The 15,218-nt window shown below is 64.2% G+C and carries 12 protein-coding genes; 5 read left to right on the top strand and 7 right to left on the bottom strand.

What is annotated here, in order from left to right; translation table 11 throughout:
* Positions 1-92: 92 nt before the first annotated feature.
* Together trpS and murJ are read right to left on the bottom strand one after the other, a co-directional pair.
* Positions 93-1,145: a tryptophan--tRNA ligase gene (trpS, locus tag ABIB99_RS20000; RefSeq protein WP_085405057.1), complete on the bottom strand. Its 1,053-nt coding sequence runs from the start codon at positions 1,143-1,145 to the stop codon at positions 93-95.
* Between the two features lie 75 nt (positions 1,146-1,220).
* The gene (murJ, locus tag ABIB99_RS19995) at positions 1,221-2,771 is read right to left on the bottom strand and encodes a murein biosynthesis integral membrane protein MurJ (protein WP_354177244.1); all 1,551 of its coding nucleotides are present in this window, start codon (positions 2,769-2,771) and stop codon (positions 1,221-1,223) included.
* Between the two features lie 125 nt (positions 2,772-2,896).
* Here murJ and ABIB99_RS19990 point away from each other — a divergent pair, with 125 nt between their 5' ends.
* Positions 2,897-3,898, top strand: a complete 1,002-nt coding sequence (locus ABIB99_RS19990; protein ID WP_354177243.1) for an adenosine kinase — start codon at positions 2,897-2,899, stop codon at positions 3,896-3,898.
* A gap of 107 nt (positions 3,899-4,005) precedes the next feature.
* Here ABIB99_RS19990 and ABIB99_RS19985 read toward each other — a convergent pair whose 3' ends face one another.
* Positions 4,006-5,688 (bottom strand): AMP-binding protein, encoded by a 1,683-nt coding sequence (locus ABIB99_RS19985; protein ID WP_354177241.1) that lies wholly within the window; start codon positions 5,686-5,688, stop codon positions 4,006-4,008.
* Positions 5,689-5,881: 193 nt separating this feature from the next.
* Entirely contained in the window at positions 5,882-7,075 is a 1,194-nt protein-coding gene (locus tag ABIB99_RS19980; RefSeq protein ID WP_354177240.1) for a serine hydrolase domain-containing protein, read from the bottom strand.
* 347 nt (positions 7,076-7,422) lie between these two features.
* On the opposite strand from ABIB99_RS19980, the gene ABIB99_RS19975 reads away from it, so the two are divergent.
* Positions 7,423-7,743 carry a hypothetical protein gene (locus ABIB99_RS19975; RefSeq protein WP_028150598.1) on the top strand — a complete coding sequence of 107 codons (321 nt, stop codon included), beginning with the start codon at positions 7,423-7,425 and terminating at the stop codon, positions 7,741-7,743.
* 112 nt (positions 7,744-7,855) lie between these two features.
* Positions 7,856-9,349 (top strand): NAD-dependent succinate-semialdehyde dehydrogenase, encoded by a 1,494-nt coding sequence (locus ABIB99_RS19970; RefSeq protein WP_354177238.1) that lies wholly within the window; start codon positions 7,856-7,858, stop codon positions 9,347-9,349.
* A 12-nt stretch (positions 9,350-9,361) separates the two neighbouring features.
* On the opposite strand, the gene ABIB99_RS19965 is transcribed toward ABIB99_RS19970, so the two are convergent.
* Complete coding sequence (locus ABIB99_RS19965) at positions 9,362-10,261, bottom strand: helix-turn-helix transcriptional regulator (RefSeq protein ID WP_187387847.1); 900 nt, start codon at positions 10,259-10,261, stop codon at positions 9,362-9,364.
* A 30-nt stretch (positions 10,262-10,291) separates the two neighbouring features.
* On the opposite strand from ABIB99_RS19965, the gene ABIB99_RS19960 reads away from it, so the two are divergent.
* Both ABIB99_RS19960 and ABIB99_RS19955 read left to right on the top strand, forming a co-directional pair.
* Positions 10,292-11,212, top strand: coding sequence for an NAD(P)H-binding protein (locus ABIB99_RS19960; protein WP_354177236.1), 921 nt, complete (start codon positions 10,292-10,294; stop codon positions 11,210-11,212).
* 8 nt (positions 11,213-11,220) lie between these two features.
* Positions 11,221-11,574 carry a nuclear transport factor 2 family protein gene (locus tag ABIB99_RS19955; protein ID WP_354177234.1) on the top strand — a complete coding sequence of 118 codons (354 nt, stop codon included), beginning with the start codon at positions 11,221-11,223 and terminating at the stop codon, positions 11,572-11,574.
* A 45-nt stretch (positions 11,575-11,619) separates the two neighbouring features.
* Here the strand turns inward: ABIB99_RS19955 and ABIB99_RS19950 are convergent, their stop codons facing one another.
* Complete coding sequence (locus tag ABIB99_RS19950; RefSeq protein ID WP_354177233.1) at positions 11,620-13,836, bottom strand: SulP family inorganic anion transporter; 2,217 nt, start codon at positions 13,834-13,836, stop codon at positions 11,620-11,622.
* A gap of 461 nt (positions 13,837-14,297) precedes the next feature.
* On the bottom strand, positions 14,298-15,212 hold the full coding sequence (locus ABIB99_RS19945; protein ID WP_354177405.1) for a phosphoribosylaminoimidazolesuccinocarboxamide synthase: 915 nt from the start codon (positions 15,210-15,212) through the stop codon (positions 14,298-14,300).
* Between the last annotated feature and the right edge of the window lie 6 nt (positions 15,213-15,218).

The following is a 15,218-nucleotide window of genomic DNA, read 5'->3' as shown; positions in this document are numbered from 1 at the left end:
ACGGACGGCATGCTGCCACACTCCCTCACGCTTGGGGAGAGGAGAAGCGGCCGGCGCAGTGGGCGCCGGCCGGGTCTCGCAAATGCGGGGAATCAGCGCCGGCGGATGAAGCCGACGATGTCCTTCGAGAGCTTCATGGTCTCGTCGGCGATGGCGCGGGCCCGGTCGGCGCCATCGTTCAGGATCGCGTCGATATGGCCGGGGTCGGCGACGAGGCGCTTCATCTCGCCGGCGATCGGCGAGAGTTTCGTGACGCACAGATCCACCAGCGCATTCTTGAAGCTGGAGAACTGGCCGCCGCCGAATTCTCTGAGCACGTCGGCCTTGGAGCGGCCGGAGAGCGCGGCGAAGATGCCGACGAGATTGTCGGCCTCGGGGCGCGCTTCCAGGCCCTTTTCCTCTGACGGCAGCGGCTCCGGATCGGTCTTCGCCTTGCGTACCTTCTGCGCGATGGTGTCGGCGTCGTCGGTCAAATTGATGCGCGAATTGTCGGAGGCGTCCGACTTCGACATCTTCTTGGTGCCGTCGCGCAGGCTCATCACGCGCGTCGCGGGGCCCGTGATCAGCGGCTCCGGCAGCGGGAAGAACAGGCCGTCATTGGCGCCGAGGCTGCGGATCGAGTCACCAAAGTCGTTGTTGAACTTCTGCGCGATGTCGCGCGAGAGCTCGAGATGCTGCTTCTGGTCCTCGCCGACCGGAACGTGGGTGGCGCGGTACAGCAGAATGTCGGCGGCCATCAGCACGGGATAGTCGAAGAGGCCCACGGACGCGTTCTCGCGGTCCTTGCCGGCCTTCTCCTTGAACTGGGTCATGCGGCCCAGCCAACCCATGCGCGCGACGCAGTTGAAGATCCAGGCGAGCTCGGCGTGGCCGGAGACCTGGCTCTGGTTGAACACGATGTGCTTCTTCGGATCGATGCCGCTCGCGATGAACGCCGCGGTCACCTCGCGGGTGTTGCGCGCGAGCTCGACCGGTCCGCCCCAGACGTCCACACCTTGCGTGATCGCGTGCATGTCGACGACGCAATAGATGCAGTTGTGGGTTTCCTGCATCTTCACGAAGTTGACGATCGCGCCGAGATAATTGCCGAGATGCAGATTGCCCGTCGGCTGGACGCCCGAAAAGACCCGTTCAACGAATGCCATGGTAAGTCTTCCTGGAAGGTATTCGGCCGTCGTTTCCAACAGCGGCGCTGCCCCGTCAAGGGTAATTCGATGGCGTCACGCCTCGGACTCGGTCCGGGCCGGGCGCTTCAGGACGTTAGCCGTCTCGCGCCATGAGGCCGCGCCGAGGACCTGCAGGAGCACGCCATAGACGGCGATTCCGGCTGCGATCTGCACGCCCAGGACGATGAAGCGGATCAGCCCATGCGCCTCGGCGGGCGACAGGCCGGTCGTGAGCCAGAGCAGGGCGCCCATGGCAGCCGCGGCGAGCACGATCCGCGGCAGCCGGTTGCGGGCGGCCGCATCGACCGAGAAGCCGAACTCGCTGGTGCCTTTCCGCAGCAGCGAGATCGCACTGCTCCAGGCGCCGGCCGCGATGCTGGCGGCGATTCCGGTCGCGCCAAGGACGTGTCCGAGCACGACAGCGAGGGCGATCGCGACCACAAAGCCCTTGGCGGTCGCCAGCAGCGGCGTCATCGTGTCGCTGCGGGCATAGTAGGCCGGCGACAGCGCTTTGATCAGCACATGCGCCGGCAGGCCCAGCGCCAGCCACATCAGCGCATGCGCGGTGGCCGTACTGTCGTCCGCGCTGAATGCGCCATGCTCGAACAACAGTCGCACGATCGGTTCGGCCAGCACGACGAGGCCGAGCGTCGCGGGCAGCGCCAGCCCGGTCGCCAGTTCCAGCGCGCGCGATTCCGCATGCGCCACGGCGTCACGGTCGCCGCTACGCACCGCGCGCGTCAGCTCCGGCACCAGCACCGTGCCCATCGCGACGCCGACGATACCGAGCGGCAGCTCGATCAGGCGGTTGGCGAAATAGAGCCAGGACACGGCGGAGGGCGTTGCAGAGGCGATGATCGCGCCCGCGACCATCAGCCATTGCGGGCCCGAGCTTGCGATCATGCCGGGGATTGCCTTGGCGAAAAAGCCGCGCATCTCCTGGTCGAAGCTGATCCGCAGCGGCGTCGCCAGTCGCGCGCTTCGCTGCGACAGCAGCATCAGCAATTGCAGCAGTCCGGCCACGCCGACGGTCGCCGCCAGCATCCATGCTGCGAAGCCGGCGTCGGCATGCCAGACGAGCAGCATCGCAATGGCCGCAATCAGCGCGATGTTGAACAGCAGCGGCGAGAATGCCGTGAGTGCAAAGCGCCCCTGCGCATTGAGCAGCCCCATCAGCACGGTGACAGGTCCGGCGAAGGCGAGATAGGGCAGCATCAGCCGCGCGTTCGCGACGGCGAGATCGAGCGTGCCGCTACCCAGAAATCCGGGCGCGATCACCGTGATGATCAGTGGCATCAGCAGCGCAATCGCGATCGAGATCGCGATCAGCGCCGCGCTGACCGTGCCGAGCACGCGTCCCGCGAAGGCGGAAGCGGCCTCTTCGCCATCACGGTCACGGACGCGCAGCCAGGCCGGGATCAGGGCCGCGTTCAGCGCCCCCTCGCTGAGCAGCCGCCGCACCACATTGACGAGCTGGAACGCTGCTAGAAACGCATCGGCCACGGCGCCCGTGCCCAACAGAGCGGCAATCATGGAATCGCGCGCAAAGCCCAGCAGCCGCGAGGCCAGTGTTCCCGTCGAGACTGTCAGGAAGGAGCGGATCATTGCGTCGACATAATACCGTTGCTTGCCCGGGCAGGGCCGGTCGTGATAGGCCGCGAGCCAGATTTCAGACCGACAGGAAGCGGATTTCCGCGGGTATCGCAATCCGCCAAACAGGATCAAGGTGAATGGCTGACGTGAAATATGACGTTCTCGGCATCGGCAACGCGCTGTTCGACGTGCTGGTCAAGACCGACGAGGCCTTTTTGGGCAAGCACGGCATGACCAAGGGCAGCATGTCCCTGATCGACGAGGCGCGGGCCGCCGCCATCTACAAGGACATGGGCCCGGCGACGGAAGTCTCGGGCGGCTCTGCCGCCAATACCATCGTCGGCATCGGCAGCCTCGGCGCACGCGCGGCCTATGTCGGCAAGGTCAAGGACGACCAGATCGGCAAGCTCTATGTCCACGACATCCGCGCCGCCGGCGTCGCCTTCAACACGCCCGCTGCGAAGGATGGTCCTGCGACCGGCTGTTCCTACATCCTGGTCACTGGTGACGGCGAGCGCACCATGAACACCTATCTCGGCGCCGCGCAGGACCTGTCGCCTGCCGACATCGATCCGGCCGAGATCGCTTCTGCCGGCATCGTCTATCTCGAGGGCTATCTCTGGGATCCCAAGAACGCCAAGGACGCCTTCGTCAAGGCGGCGCAGATCGCCCATGATGCCAAGCGCAAGGTGGCGCTGACGCTGTCGGATTCGTTCTGCGTCGATCGCTATCGTGACGAATTCCTCGGGCTGATGCGCAACGGCACCGTCGACATCGTGTTCGCCAACGAATCCGAGCTGCATTCGCTCTACACGACCTCGGATTTCGACACCGCGCTGAAGCAGCTGCGCAACGACGTCAAGCTCGGCGTGGTCACCCGCAGCGAGAAGGGCTGCGTGGTGGTGACGCCGACCGAGGCCGTCGCAGCGCCGGCCTCACCGATCGCGAAGCTGGTGGACACCACCGGCGCCGGTGATCTCTTCGCCGCCGGCTTCCTGTACGGTCTCGCGCGCAACCTTGCGCACAAGCAGTGCGGCGAGCTCGGCGCGCTCGCGGCCGCCGAGGTGATCCAGCACATCGGCGCGCGGCCGCAGGTGTCGCTGAAGGAGCTCGCCCAGCAGCGCGGGCTGACGGTTTAACTCCGCTTTCTCCCCGTCATTGCGAGGAGCGTAGCGACGAAGCAATCCAGACTATCTCCGCAGAGGCAGACTGGATTGCTTCGCTGCGCTCGCAATGACGCCGTACCCTAAGCCGTCTTCGCCGCCTTCAATCCCAGCCGCTGCTCCACCGCATCGCGCATCACGAATTTCTGGATCTTGCCGGTCACGGTCATCGGAAACTCGTCGACGAACTCCACATAGCGCGGGATCTTGTTGTGCGCGATCTGGCCGTCGCAGAACGCGCGAACCTCTTCGGCCGTCAGCGTCTCGCCCGGCCTGACGCGGATCCAGGCGCAGAGCTCCTCGCCATAGCGGGTGTCGGCCACGCCAAAAATCTGCACGTCCTGAATCTTGGGGTGGCGATACAGGAATTCCTCGATCTCGCGCGGATAGAGGTTCTCGCCGCCGCGGATCACCAGATCCTTGATGCGGCCGACGATGTTGCAATAGCCCTCGTCGTCGATGGTGGCGAGATCGCCAGTGTGCATCCAGCCGTTAGCATCAAGCACGTCCGCCGTCTTTTCCTTCTCCTCCCAATAGCCCAGCATGATGCTGTAGCCGCGGGTGCAGAGCTCGCCGCGTTCGCCGCGCTTGACGATCCTGCCCTCGAGATCGACGACCTTGACCTCGACATGCGGATGAATCCGTCCGACGGTCGAGACGCGCCGTTCGAGCGGGTCGTCCGTCGCGCTCTGGAAGCTGACCGGACTGGTCTCGGTCATCCCGTAGGCGATGGTGACCTCGCGCATGTTCATCTCGGTGTTGACGCGCTTCATCACCTCGATCGGGCAGGGCGCGCCCGCCATGATGCCGGTGCGCAGCGATGTCAGGTCGAACTTTGGGAATTCGGGGTGATCGAGCTCCGCGATGAACATCGTCGGCACGCCGTACAGCGCCGTGCACTTTTCCTGCTCGACCGCGCGCAGCGTCGCGAGCGGATCGAAGCCCTCGCCGGGATATACCATCGTCGTGCCGAGCGTGACGGAGGCGAGGTTGCCCATCACCATGCCGAAGCAGTGATAGAGCGGCACCGGAATGCAGATGCGATCCTGCTCGGTCAGGTGCATCGCACGGCCGGTGAAATAGCCATTGTTGAGGATATTGTGGTGCGTCAGCGTCACGCCCTTGGGCGATCCCGTGGTGCCGCTGGTGAACTGGATGTTGACGGGATCGTCGAATTGCAAGGCAGCGCCGAGTGCAGTGAGCTGCTCGCGATGCTGCGCTCCGCCCATGCGCGCGACCTCTTCGAACGGGATCGTACCTGATGCCGCGGGGCCACCGATCTGGATCACCATCCGCAAGTCCGGCAGTCGCGCTGCGTTGAGTTGTCCGGGCTTGGCGCCGGCCAGTTCCGGCAGCAGCGTGTTGAGCATCTCAATGTAATGACTGGTCTTGAACACGGTCGCCGTGACGATCGCCTTGCAGCCGACCTTGCGCAGCGCGAACTCCAGCTCGCTCAAGCGGTAGGCGGGATTGATCGTCACCAGGATCAGGCCGGTGAACTGGGTCAGCGTCCATTCCGGCCGGTTCAGCGACCAGATGCCGATCCGCTGCCCTCGCTCGAGGCCGAGTGCGAGAAAGCCGGCGGCGAGCGCGTCGACCCGTTCGGCGAATTCGGTCCAGGTCCATCGCACGCCGTGGCTAGGCGAGACCAGCGCCTCGCGATGGCCCCAGCGCCGCACGGCGCGGTCAAGGCTGCGGCCGATGGTTTCGCCGAGCAGCGGCGTGTCCGAGATGCCGCAAACATAGCTGTCGGCTTTATCAGACAATTCGAAATCCTCTCGTCAAAGATAGTCAGTGCGATCTTTTTCGGTCGTCATGCCCGGGCTTGTCCCGCCTGCGCGGCTGAAGCCGCTTCGGCGCAGCGAAGGCCCGGGCATCCACGTTCTTCGTGCAGCAAGGTCAGGCGTGGATGGCCGGGACAAGCCCGGCCATGACGTGTGGGGAGAGCGCGGCTCTCCCTTAGGCCGCCTTCTTCCCGCTGCCCGCATCGAGCCCGGCATATACGCCACGCTCGAATCCCGTGAAGGCCTCGATGCACTTGGCGTCGACGAACGGCAACACCTGCATCAGGATCACGCCGGAAACATCGCGCGCCGGGTCGATCCAGAAATAGGTGTTGGCGAGACCGGCCCAGGCGAGGCTGCCGGCGCTGCGGCCCTCCGGCGTCTTGGCAGTATTGATCAGGAAGGACAGCCCCCACTTCTTCACGATGTCGGGGAAGAGATCGACATCGTTAGTGTACATGGGCGCAACCGTCGTCATCTTGCCAATGGTGAGATCGCCGATGTGGTTCTGGCCCATCAGCGCGACCGTCTCGGGCTTCAGCACCTGGTTGCCGTTGCCGCGGCCCTTGTTGAGGATCATCTGGGTGAACTTGATGTAGTCGCCGGCAGTGCCGTAAAGGCCGCCGCCGCCCATGCAAAATTCCGGATTCTGCTCGATCTCGAACGGGATCGGCGCCAGCGATCCATCCTCGCCGCGAGCATGGGTGGCGACCAGCCGCTGGCGCATGTTGTCGGTGATCTTGAAGCCGGTGTCGCTCATACCGAGCGGAGTGAAGAGATTGTCGCGCAGATAGGCATCGAGCCGCTTGCCGCTCACGGCTTCCACTGCCTTGCCGACGAAGTCGATGTTGATGCCGTATTCCCAGCGCGTACCGGGATCAGACATGATCGGCGTCTTCAGCGCGACGTCCTGGCAGGAGAAGATGTTCGGGGTTCCGGTCTTCTCCAGATAGACCGCGAGATCGCCGTTCCACACATTGTAAGCAAAACCGGCGGTGTGGGTCATGAGCTGACGCAGCGTGATCGCGCCCTTCGCCGGTCGCAGCTTCGGCTCGCCCTTGGCATCAAAACCTTCGAGCACCTGCGGCTTGGCGAGGTCGGGCAGCACCGAACCGATCGGCGCATCCAGCGACAGCTTGCCCTGCTCGACGAGCTGCATCGCGCCCGCTGAAGTCACCGCCTTCGTCATCGAGGCGATCCAGAACACGCTGTCGTCAGTCATCGCATCGGGCTTGGACAGGTCGCGCTTGCCGAACGCGCCTTGATAGATCACGTCGCTGCCGCTGGCGGCGATCGCGACGACGCCGGGAATCTCCTTGGCGTCGCTCTTCTGGCGCAGGATCTCGTCGATCTGGGCTTTGCTTTGCATACGCGTTTCCTCCGGTTTGATTATTGTTGGAAGCGAATGATTGTCCTCCTGCACGGTCCGCGCGGCAAGCGCGTCCAGATGCCCGCGCCGGTCGCGATGTCGTGACTTGACGGTCCGCGGCGTGCGCAGGACGAGAGGGGGCTGAACTGCAACACTCCGTCACAATCTGCGGTGGATGGCCGCAACTCACCGTGACCGTGGATGGGCTCTGGCGATATGTTTCACGTGTTTGAAGCACTTGAAACATTTTGTGCGTTGCGGCGTTTCCGCACGCGGCCAATCGACGGCCAACGTTAAGACTTGATGCAAATATTGGCGGTCGTTCATGGCCGCGAGGGGGACCTCAGATGATTTCGACCTGGAGCGAATGGAAGCGCTATCCCCGTCCCGGACGGGGCGACAATCTCGAGGCGCCGATTTCGCCCGGCATTTACGAGGTCCGGATCGCCGGCACCGGCGCGCTCTATTCGTTCGGCGCCGTCGACAATCTGGCGCAGGCGCTGGCGCTGCTGCCGGTGGGCTCGAAATCCTGGTTCGGCCGCCGCGACACCTCCGACGTTCCTGATCTCGAATACCGGACGTGCGCGACGTCCTCGAAGGCCGACGCCAAGGCGGCCGCCGAGCGCATGATCGGCCGGCGCGAGACTTATATGAGTGGCGCGGCATAACCGCGCCGTTGCCACTTTAACTCCCAGCAGATGTGCGTTGCGGGACGGTGCATTGCGCGCCGTCTGTCCCTATATTCGGGGCCGATCCGATCGCGCCCCGAGGAGTAACGCCATGACCCCGACTGCCGCCGCACGCGCCCCGCAAGCCACGTCCAATCTGCGCGACCGGTTGAAGGATCCGTCGTTGCTGAAGGAGGCCTGCTACATCGACGGCGCCTGGGTCGGCTCGCCGGTCTTCGCGGTGAACAATCCCGCGACCGGCATCGAGCTCGCGAAGGTTCCGCAGCTTGGTGCGGACGATACGACCAAGGCGGTCGAAGCCGCCGAGCGCGCCTTTCCGGCCTGGGCCAAGCACACCGCCAAGCAGCGCTCCAACATCCTGCGTAAATGGTTCGAGCTGATCATCGCCAACCGCGAGGATCTCGCGCTGATCCTCACCTCCGAGCAGGGCAAGCCGCTCTCCGAGGCGCTCGGCGAGGTCGATATCGGTGCCGCCTATATCGAGTTCTTCGCCGAGGAAGCCCGTCGCGTCTATGGCGAGACCATTCCGAGCCAGCGGCCCGATGCGCGGCTGCTCGCGATCAAGCAGCCGATCGGCGTCTGCGGCGCCATCACGCCGTGGAATTTCCCGAACTCGATGATTACCCGCAAGGTTTCGCCGGCGCTGGCGGCCGGCTGCACCGTGGTGCTGAAGCCCGCCAACGAGACGCCGCTCTCGGCGCTGGCGCTGGCCGTGCTCGCCGAGAAGGCCGGCGTGCCCAAGGGCGTGCTCAACATCATCACCGGTGACGCGCCGCCGATCGGCAAGGTGCTGTGCGAGCACCCGGCGGTGCGCTTCGTCGGCTTCACCGGCTCGACCGCGGTCGGCAAGATCCTCTACCAGCAGGCCGCCGTCGGCGTGAAGCGGCTCGGCCTCGAGCTCGGCGGCAATGCGCCGTTCGTGGTGTTCGACGATGCCGATATCGATGCCGCGGTCGAAGGCGCGATCGTCTCGAAATACCGCAATATGGGTCAGACCTGCGTCTGCGCCAACCGCATCTACGCCCAGGACAAGATCTACGACGAGTTCGTGCAGAAGCTCTCGAAGAAGGTCGCGGCGATGAAGATCGGCGATGGCACCGAGAGCGGCGTCACGCAGGGCCCGCTGATCAATTTGAAAGCGGTCGACAAGGTCGAGCGCCACATCGCGGACGCCGTCAAGCGCGGCGCCAAGGTCGTCACCGGCGGCAAGCGCAGCGAGCTCGGCCGCTCCTTCTTCGAGCCGACGGTGCTTGCCGACGTCAAGTCGGACTCGCTGGTGGCGCAGGAAGAAACGTTTGGCCCGCTCGCGCCGGTGATCCGCTTCAAGGACGAAGCCGATGTGATCGCGATGTGCAACGCCTCGCCGTTTGGCTTGGCTTCGTACTTCTACTCCCGCGATCTCGGCCGCGTCTGGCGCGTCGCCGAAGCGCTGGAATCCGGCATGGTCGGCGTCAACACCGGCCTGATCACGACCGAAGTCGCGCCCTTCGGCGGCGTCAAGGAAAGCGGCCTGGGCCGCGAAGGCTCGCGTCACGGCATGGAAGAATATGTCGAGATCAAATACGTGATGATGGCGGGGGTTTAAGACCGTCGCCGATCAGTCCTTGCTTCGACGCAGTTCGCTCGGACTGCGTCCGAGCTCGCGTCGCATCCATTTGGCCAGATGAGACTGATGGGCAAAGCCCGCTTCGAGGGCAACATCGCTTAGCTTGCGATCGCCTTGAAGGAGGAGCTGGCGCGCGTGCTCCACTCTCCTTCTCAGGATGTAGCGATGAATCGTGACATCCATGGCCGCCTTGAACCATGTACGCAGATGTGAGCTGCTGACGCCGGCCTCGCGGCTGAGAATGTCGATTGTGAGCGGCTGGTCGAGATTTGCATCGATATAGGCGAGGACTCTCTGGAGCTGCGCGTTCGAGAGGCGGATGGCCTCTCCCGGCGGATCATTCGCCAGGTTGATCAATTCGACCGCCAGGGCCATTCCCACGTTTTCGGCAAACAACGGGCCGCTCGGCGAGCCCGCTTTCACGTCGCTTTCGAGAGCCTGTCCAAGCAGAACGATGCGGTCATTCCGCAGCATATGATGATGCGTGAGCCGGGCGGCTGCCAATTGTCGACTCCTTGATGCTGCATGGTCCAGCATGCCTGGTGCGAGCCGGATCTGAAGCGACTGGTAGGGCGTCTCAGCCACGAAGCCGCCGATGGCGCCGGACGGAACCACATCGATATCGCCGGCCTGACGTAGAAACTGCTCCCCGGTCTCGAGACAGAATGAGCGCGTCGCCCGGCTGAGGTGGATGATGATGCGGTGATCGCCGATCGGCTCCAGCGCAACGGCGTCAGGCTCGGTTCGCCTGGCCGCAGCGGTGGCGCCGGCCGATGTTGACGCCGAACTCGGTCTCGCACGCATGGGCCAGGCTCCAGATCTTGGCGGAACGTGTTCGATATTTGGCGGATCGTGCGCGATTTTCAACGGCGCGGGTGTCAAAGAACTCATCTGTCGTTTCCCGACAAATGAGGATGCCAAGTGAGTCACTACGTGATTGTGGGAGCCGGCCCGGTCGGGCGCGAAACCGCGCGCCTTCTGGCGGAAGAAGGACACAGTGTCATCCTGACCAGCAGGAATGCCGGATCGCTCAATGCCGGCGATGTGCGTACGGTTTCGTCAGATGCCACCGATGCCGCACAGCTGGCGGTACTCAGCAAGGGCGCGGATGCGATCTTCATGTGCGCGATGGCGGCCTATCATCGTTGGCCGACCGACTTCTTTCCGATCATGGACGGAACGGTCAAGGCGGCCGAGCAGGTTGGTGCCAGGCTGCTCGTGGTCGGGAATGTCTATGGCTATGGCGCGGGATCTGCGAGCCCTCTCACGCCGGACCTGGAGCCGGACCCGACCACCCGAAAGGGCACGACCCGGCACATCATGTGGCAGCGTGCGTTGCGATCGAGCGTTCCCGCCCTTGAAGTGCGGGCGAGCGATTATCTCGGCGAGGGCGCAGTCGCCTATTTTTCCCTGCTGGCGTTGCCGTCGCTGCTTAGGAACGAGCCGGTTGCCTTCCTCGGCGATCCGGATGCCGCGCATGCCTGGTCTTTCACCAAGGACACGGCGAAGACGCTGGTTGCAGCGTCGCGCTTCACTGGAGAATGGGGCCGCGCCTTTCACGTGCCGTCGCAGTCGGCGTCGGTGCGCGAACTGGTACGGAGATTCGCAGCCGCGCTGAAGATCGACGCTCCTGGCCTGTCGCGACTCGCCCCGGCTGAGCTGGAAGGCATCGGCTTCAGCGAAGGGATCGAGATGGCCTATTTGTTCGAAAAGCCGCTTTTGCTCGATGCCGGCGATACAGAGAAACTGCTGGGCGTCACCGCGAGCAGTCTGGACACCATGGTTCGCGACACACTTTCGCAAGTAGCAGACATGGTTGCGACAGGGAAGGAAGCAAAATGAGTGAACAGGTGACCAATCTCGTCCAGAACTACATCGCGGTCTGGAACGAGAGAGATGCCGGGAAGCGCCGGTTGCTGATCGACAGAGTCTTCAGCGACGCGTGCGTCTATATCGATCCGAATGACTCGGTGGCTGGAAAGGATGCGATCGAGCGCCTGGTGCAAGCCTTGCAGGCGAGACTTCCGGATCTCCGCTTCACGCTCGCCGGTCACGTGAATGCGCATCACGATCAGATCCTGTTCGGCTGGACGCTGGCTGCGCCCGGAGCCGCAACACCTGCCGCCACAGGCGTCGACATGGCGGTGTCGGACGGTGACCGCATTCGGCAGCTTCATGGATTTGTAAATCCGCGGGACCAATAGCGTGTAGCCCGGATTGCGCTCCGCTCGATCCGGGCTACAGGTCCGTCACCGCCGCAACACCGCAATCGTCCGGTTCGCGAACGTCAGCCGCTCGGCCATGACCGACACGAAATAGGTCAGCAGCTTGTGGCTGAGCGCGGGGTCCTCGTCCCTGATCGCGTCGAACTGGAGCGTGTTGAGCACGTAGAGCACGCTGGCGACCTCGGCCTGGATCGTCGCGCTGCGCGGCGTGTTCGACACCAGTCCCATCTCGCCGATCGTGTTGTAGCGCCCCAGGCTGCGCACGCGCGTGGTGCGGTCGTCGTCGGCGGGGACCATGATGCCGACGCGGCCGTCGAGGATGAAATGCATGGAATCGGCGGGGTCGCCGGCCTGCACGATGATGTCGCCGGCCTCGACCTCGAGGCGCTGGCAGCGGTGGATCAGCGCGTCGGCGTCCGCCTCGCTGTCGAGTATCCCGGTGAACCAGTCGCGCAGGCTGGCTTCTTCCTGCTCCCGCCCCTGATGCCGCGAGATGATCTCGTTCTCGCACCATTCCAGCGCATGATCGAGCTCGCCGATGATGGTGACGCCCTCGCCGACGAAGTCGCTGGAGCGCAGCACCTTCTCGGCCGCCGCCGACAGATGCACCAGGATCAGCTCGACGCCGAGATCATGCGCGCTGCGCTTGATCTGGGCGAAGCTGTAGGCGGCCGAGGAATCGACGCCGGTGACGAGCTTGAAGTCGAACAGCAGATAGCGGCGCTCCGGGCGCTCCTGGAGCAGCTGCTTGACGTGCTGGTAGAGCCGGTTGGCGGAGCCGAAGAACAGATAGCTCTGCAAGTTCAGACCCTGGATGTTGCCGCCATGGGCCAGCAGCACGTCCTGGTCGTCGCGCGAGCGGTCGAGCGAGGAGCGATATTCCGAGCCGTCGAAACTGTATTTGATCGACTCCACCCGTGCGGCGCTGAACGCAAACGTCGCGCAGCCGATGATCACGCCGATCAGAATGCCCGGCACGAAGCCCCAGGTTACGATGATCGCGATGATGGCGATCAGCGAGAGATATTCGAGCTTCGAGAGCCGCTTGCGCGACTCGATGATCCATTTGTGGAGCTGGTCGGCACCGAGATAGAGCAGAAGGCCACCGATGACGAATTTCGGGATGAAGCCGAGCAGATCGGGCGCGACGGCAAGCATCAGCAGCGACAGTGCCGCGACCGTAAGACCGGACAAGCGCCCGCGGCCGCCGCTGGAGAAATTGAGGATCGAGCGGCTGATCGAGCTGCAGCCGGCATAGCCACCCAGCATGCCGGTCAGGATATTGGCGGCACCGGTGACGTTCAGCTCGCGCTCCAGATTGGCCTCGCGATGCACGGCAACCTCGATGCCGGTGGTGTTGAACAGGGTGCTCGAGGCCGTGACAAAGATGACGGCAACCACGTTGCCGAGCAGATCCGGCACGGCAAACCAGGGATAGCGGGCGAGATCGTCGGTGTGCCAGGGCAGCACGAAGACCGCCTGCGGCGGCGGCTGAAAGGTCCAGCCCAGGGCGCGAGCGTGATCGAATGAAACGCCGGTGATCCAGAACGCCAGATGCGCCGTGAGCACGCCGCCGACCAGGATGATCGGCAGTCCGAACGGGCTGCGCGAGCGATGCCAGGTCAGGTACAGCACCAGCGCCATCGCGCAGGCGGCGCCCAGCTCCAGCAATGTGGTGCCGTTGGTGAAGTGCGTCAGCGTCGTGAGCTGGAGCGGGTGGTTGGTGATCACCCGCACCGCGCCCAGGGCGATGAGAAGCCCGGTGGCGCCGAGGAAGCCGCCGACGACGGGATAGGGCACGTAGCGGATGGCGCGGCCCAGCCGCGTCAGGCCCAATCCGCACAGCACCAATCCGGTCAGCACCGTCGACAGGCCGAGCGTGATGAGAACCGGCGAGAGTAGCGGTGCCGACAGGTTCGCCGTCTCGAGGCGTTCGACCACCGAGGCTGCCAGAATTCCCGTCACCGCCGCGGTCGAGCTGTCGGGAGCACCAATTGCGAAAGGCAGGGAGCTGCCGAGCCCGATGACGATCGCAAGCACCGCGGAACTGACGAACGTCGCCGTGATTCCGTAGGACAGGTACGGCGAGAGCGGCCCGGCGAAGATCAGCAGCGAATAGGACAGCCCGAAGGTGACGGTCAGGACGCTGGCCGCCGTTCCGCCCAATATATCATTCAACGCACGCTTGAGGGCCGGATTGAATCGCGAAGCCGGGCTGAAAATAATTGCTGGATCGGTCACGCCGTTGCGCTCGCCCCTGAAAAGTCCCGTCCCGAGACGTAGACGAGTACGGGCTTAGCGCAACTGGATTTTTGTAACTGTGAAATATCCGACAGTTTTGCCGCGACCCGGTGAGGATCCCGTTCACAACGTGTGAATGGTCAATCATATGGTGGACGGAAAAACCGAAGCTTTGGCGCACATTTAGTGTCGTGGCAGAAAGCCGTTCCACGCCCACCGCTGTCATTCCCCGCGAAAGCGGGGAATCCAGTACGCCGCAGCCTCTCCGTATCCCATCGCCGTCTCTGGAATACTGGATCGCCCGGTCAAGCCGGGCGATGACAGTTGAGGGTGTGGCGAACAGCTTTCCAATCCCGTCATTGCGAGGAGCGAAGCGACGAAGCAATCCAGACCGTTACCGCAGAGGGATTCTGGATTGCTTCGCTTCGCTCGCAATGACGGAGCGAGACGAAACAGCCGGGCTAAATCTTCAGCTCTTTCCCCGTCACGCGCCTGTAGGCTTCGAGATAGCGCTTGCTGGTTGCATCCACGACGCTGGCGGGCAGCGGGGGCGGCGGCGCGTCGCCGTTCCAGCGGCCGGCGTGGCGCTCGACGTCGAGATAATCGCGCAAAGGCTGCTTGTCGAAGCTCGCCTGCGCTTGGCCGGGCTTGTAGGCATCGACCGCCCAGAAGCGCGAAGAATCCGGCGTCATGACCTCATCGATCAGGATGATGCGGCCATCCTTGTCGCAGCCGAACTCGAACTTGGTGTCGGCGATGATGATGCCCTGCTCGCGGGCGAGCTCCTCGCCGAGTGTATAGACCGCGCGCGTCATGCTCTCGAGCGTGTAGGCGACCTCGTCGCCGACGACTTCGCGCATCTTGGCGATGGTGATGTTCTCGTCATGGCCGGTCTCGGCCTTGGTCGCGGGGCTGAAGATCGAAGGATCGAGCTTCTCGCTCTCGACGAGGCCCGCCTTCAGCTTCTCGCCGGCCAGCGTGCCGCTGGCGGCATATTCCTTCCAGGCCGATCCCGAGAGATAGCCGCGGATCACGCATTCGATCGGGAAGACGGTGGTGCGGCGCGACAGCATGGCGCGGCCGAGGATCTCGGCGCGATGCGGCTTCAAGGCCGGCACGGCGGCAATGATCTCGTCGGCGTCGGCGCTGATCATGTGATGCGGCACCACGCCTTCGAGCTCGTTGAACCAGAATGCGCTGATCTGGGTCAGCACCGCGCCCTTCATCGGGATGGTCTCGCCCATCACGACGTCGAAGGCGCTGATGCGGTCGGTGGTGACGAGCAGCAGGCGGTCGTCGTCGACGGCGTAGATATCGCGCACCTTGCCGCGTCCGATCTTGGGCAGGGGCAGGTCGCTGGAGAGCATGGCGGTCATCGGCAG

Source organism: Bradyrhizobium sp. LA6.1, from assembly GCF_040547805.1.
Taxonomy (GTDB): Bacteria; Pseudomonadota; Alphaproteobacteria; order Rhizobiales; family Xanthobacteraceae; genus Bradyrhizobium; species Bradyrhizobium barranii.
This window is presented reverse-complemented; position numbering and strand designations above follow the sequence as displayed.

Excerpts from the sequence above, each read along its gene's own strand:
- trpS (WP_085405057.1), bottom strand. The coding sequence starts at position 1,145 with ATGGCATTCGTTGAACGGGTCTTTTCGGGCGTCCAGCCGACGGGCAAT.
- murJ (WP_354177244.1), bottom strand. The coding sequence starts at position 2,771 with ATGATCCGCTCCTTCCTGACAGTCTCGACGGGAACACTGGCCTCGCGG.
- ABIB99_RS19990 (WP_354177243.1), top strand. The coding sequence starts at position 2,897 with ATGGCTGACGTGAAATATGACGTTCTCGGCATCGGCAACGCGCTGTTC.
- ABIB99_RS19980 (WP_354177240.1), bottom strand. The coding sequence starts at position 7,075 with ATGCAAAGCAAAGCCCAGATCGACGAGATCCTGCGCCAGAAGAGCGAC.
- ABIB99_RS19975 (WP_028150598.1), top strand. The coding sequence starts at position 7,423 with ATGATTTCGACCTGGAGCGAATGGAAGCGCTATCCCCGTCCCGGACGG.
- ABIB99_RS19970 (WP_354177238.1), top strand. The coding sequence starts at position 7,856 with ATGACCCCGACTGCCGCCGCACGCGCCCCGCAAGCCACGTCCAATCTG.
- ABIB99_RS19965 (WP_187387847.1), bottom strand. The coding sequence starts at position 10,261 with ATGAGTTCTTTGACACCCGCGCCGTTGAAAATCGCGCACGATCCGCCA.
- ABIB99_RS19945 (WP_354177405.1), bottom strand. The coding sequence starts at position 15,212 with ATGACCGCCATGCTCTCCAGCGACCTGCCCCTGCCCAAGATCGGACGC.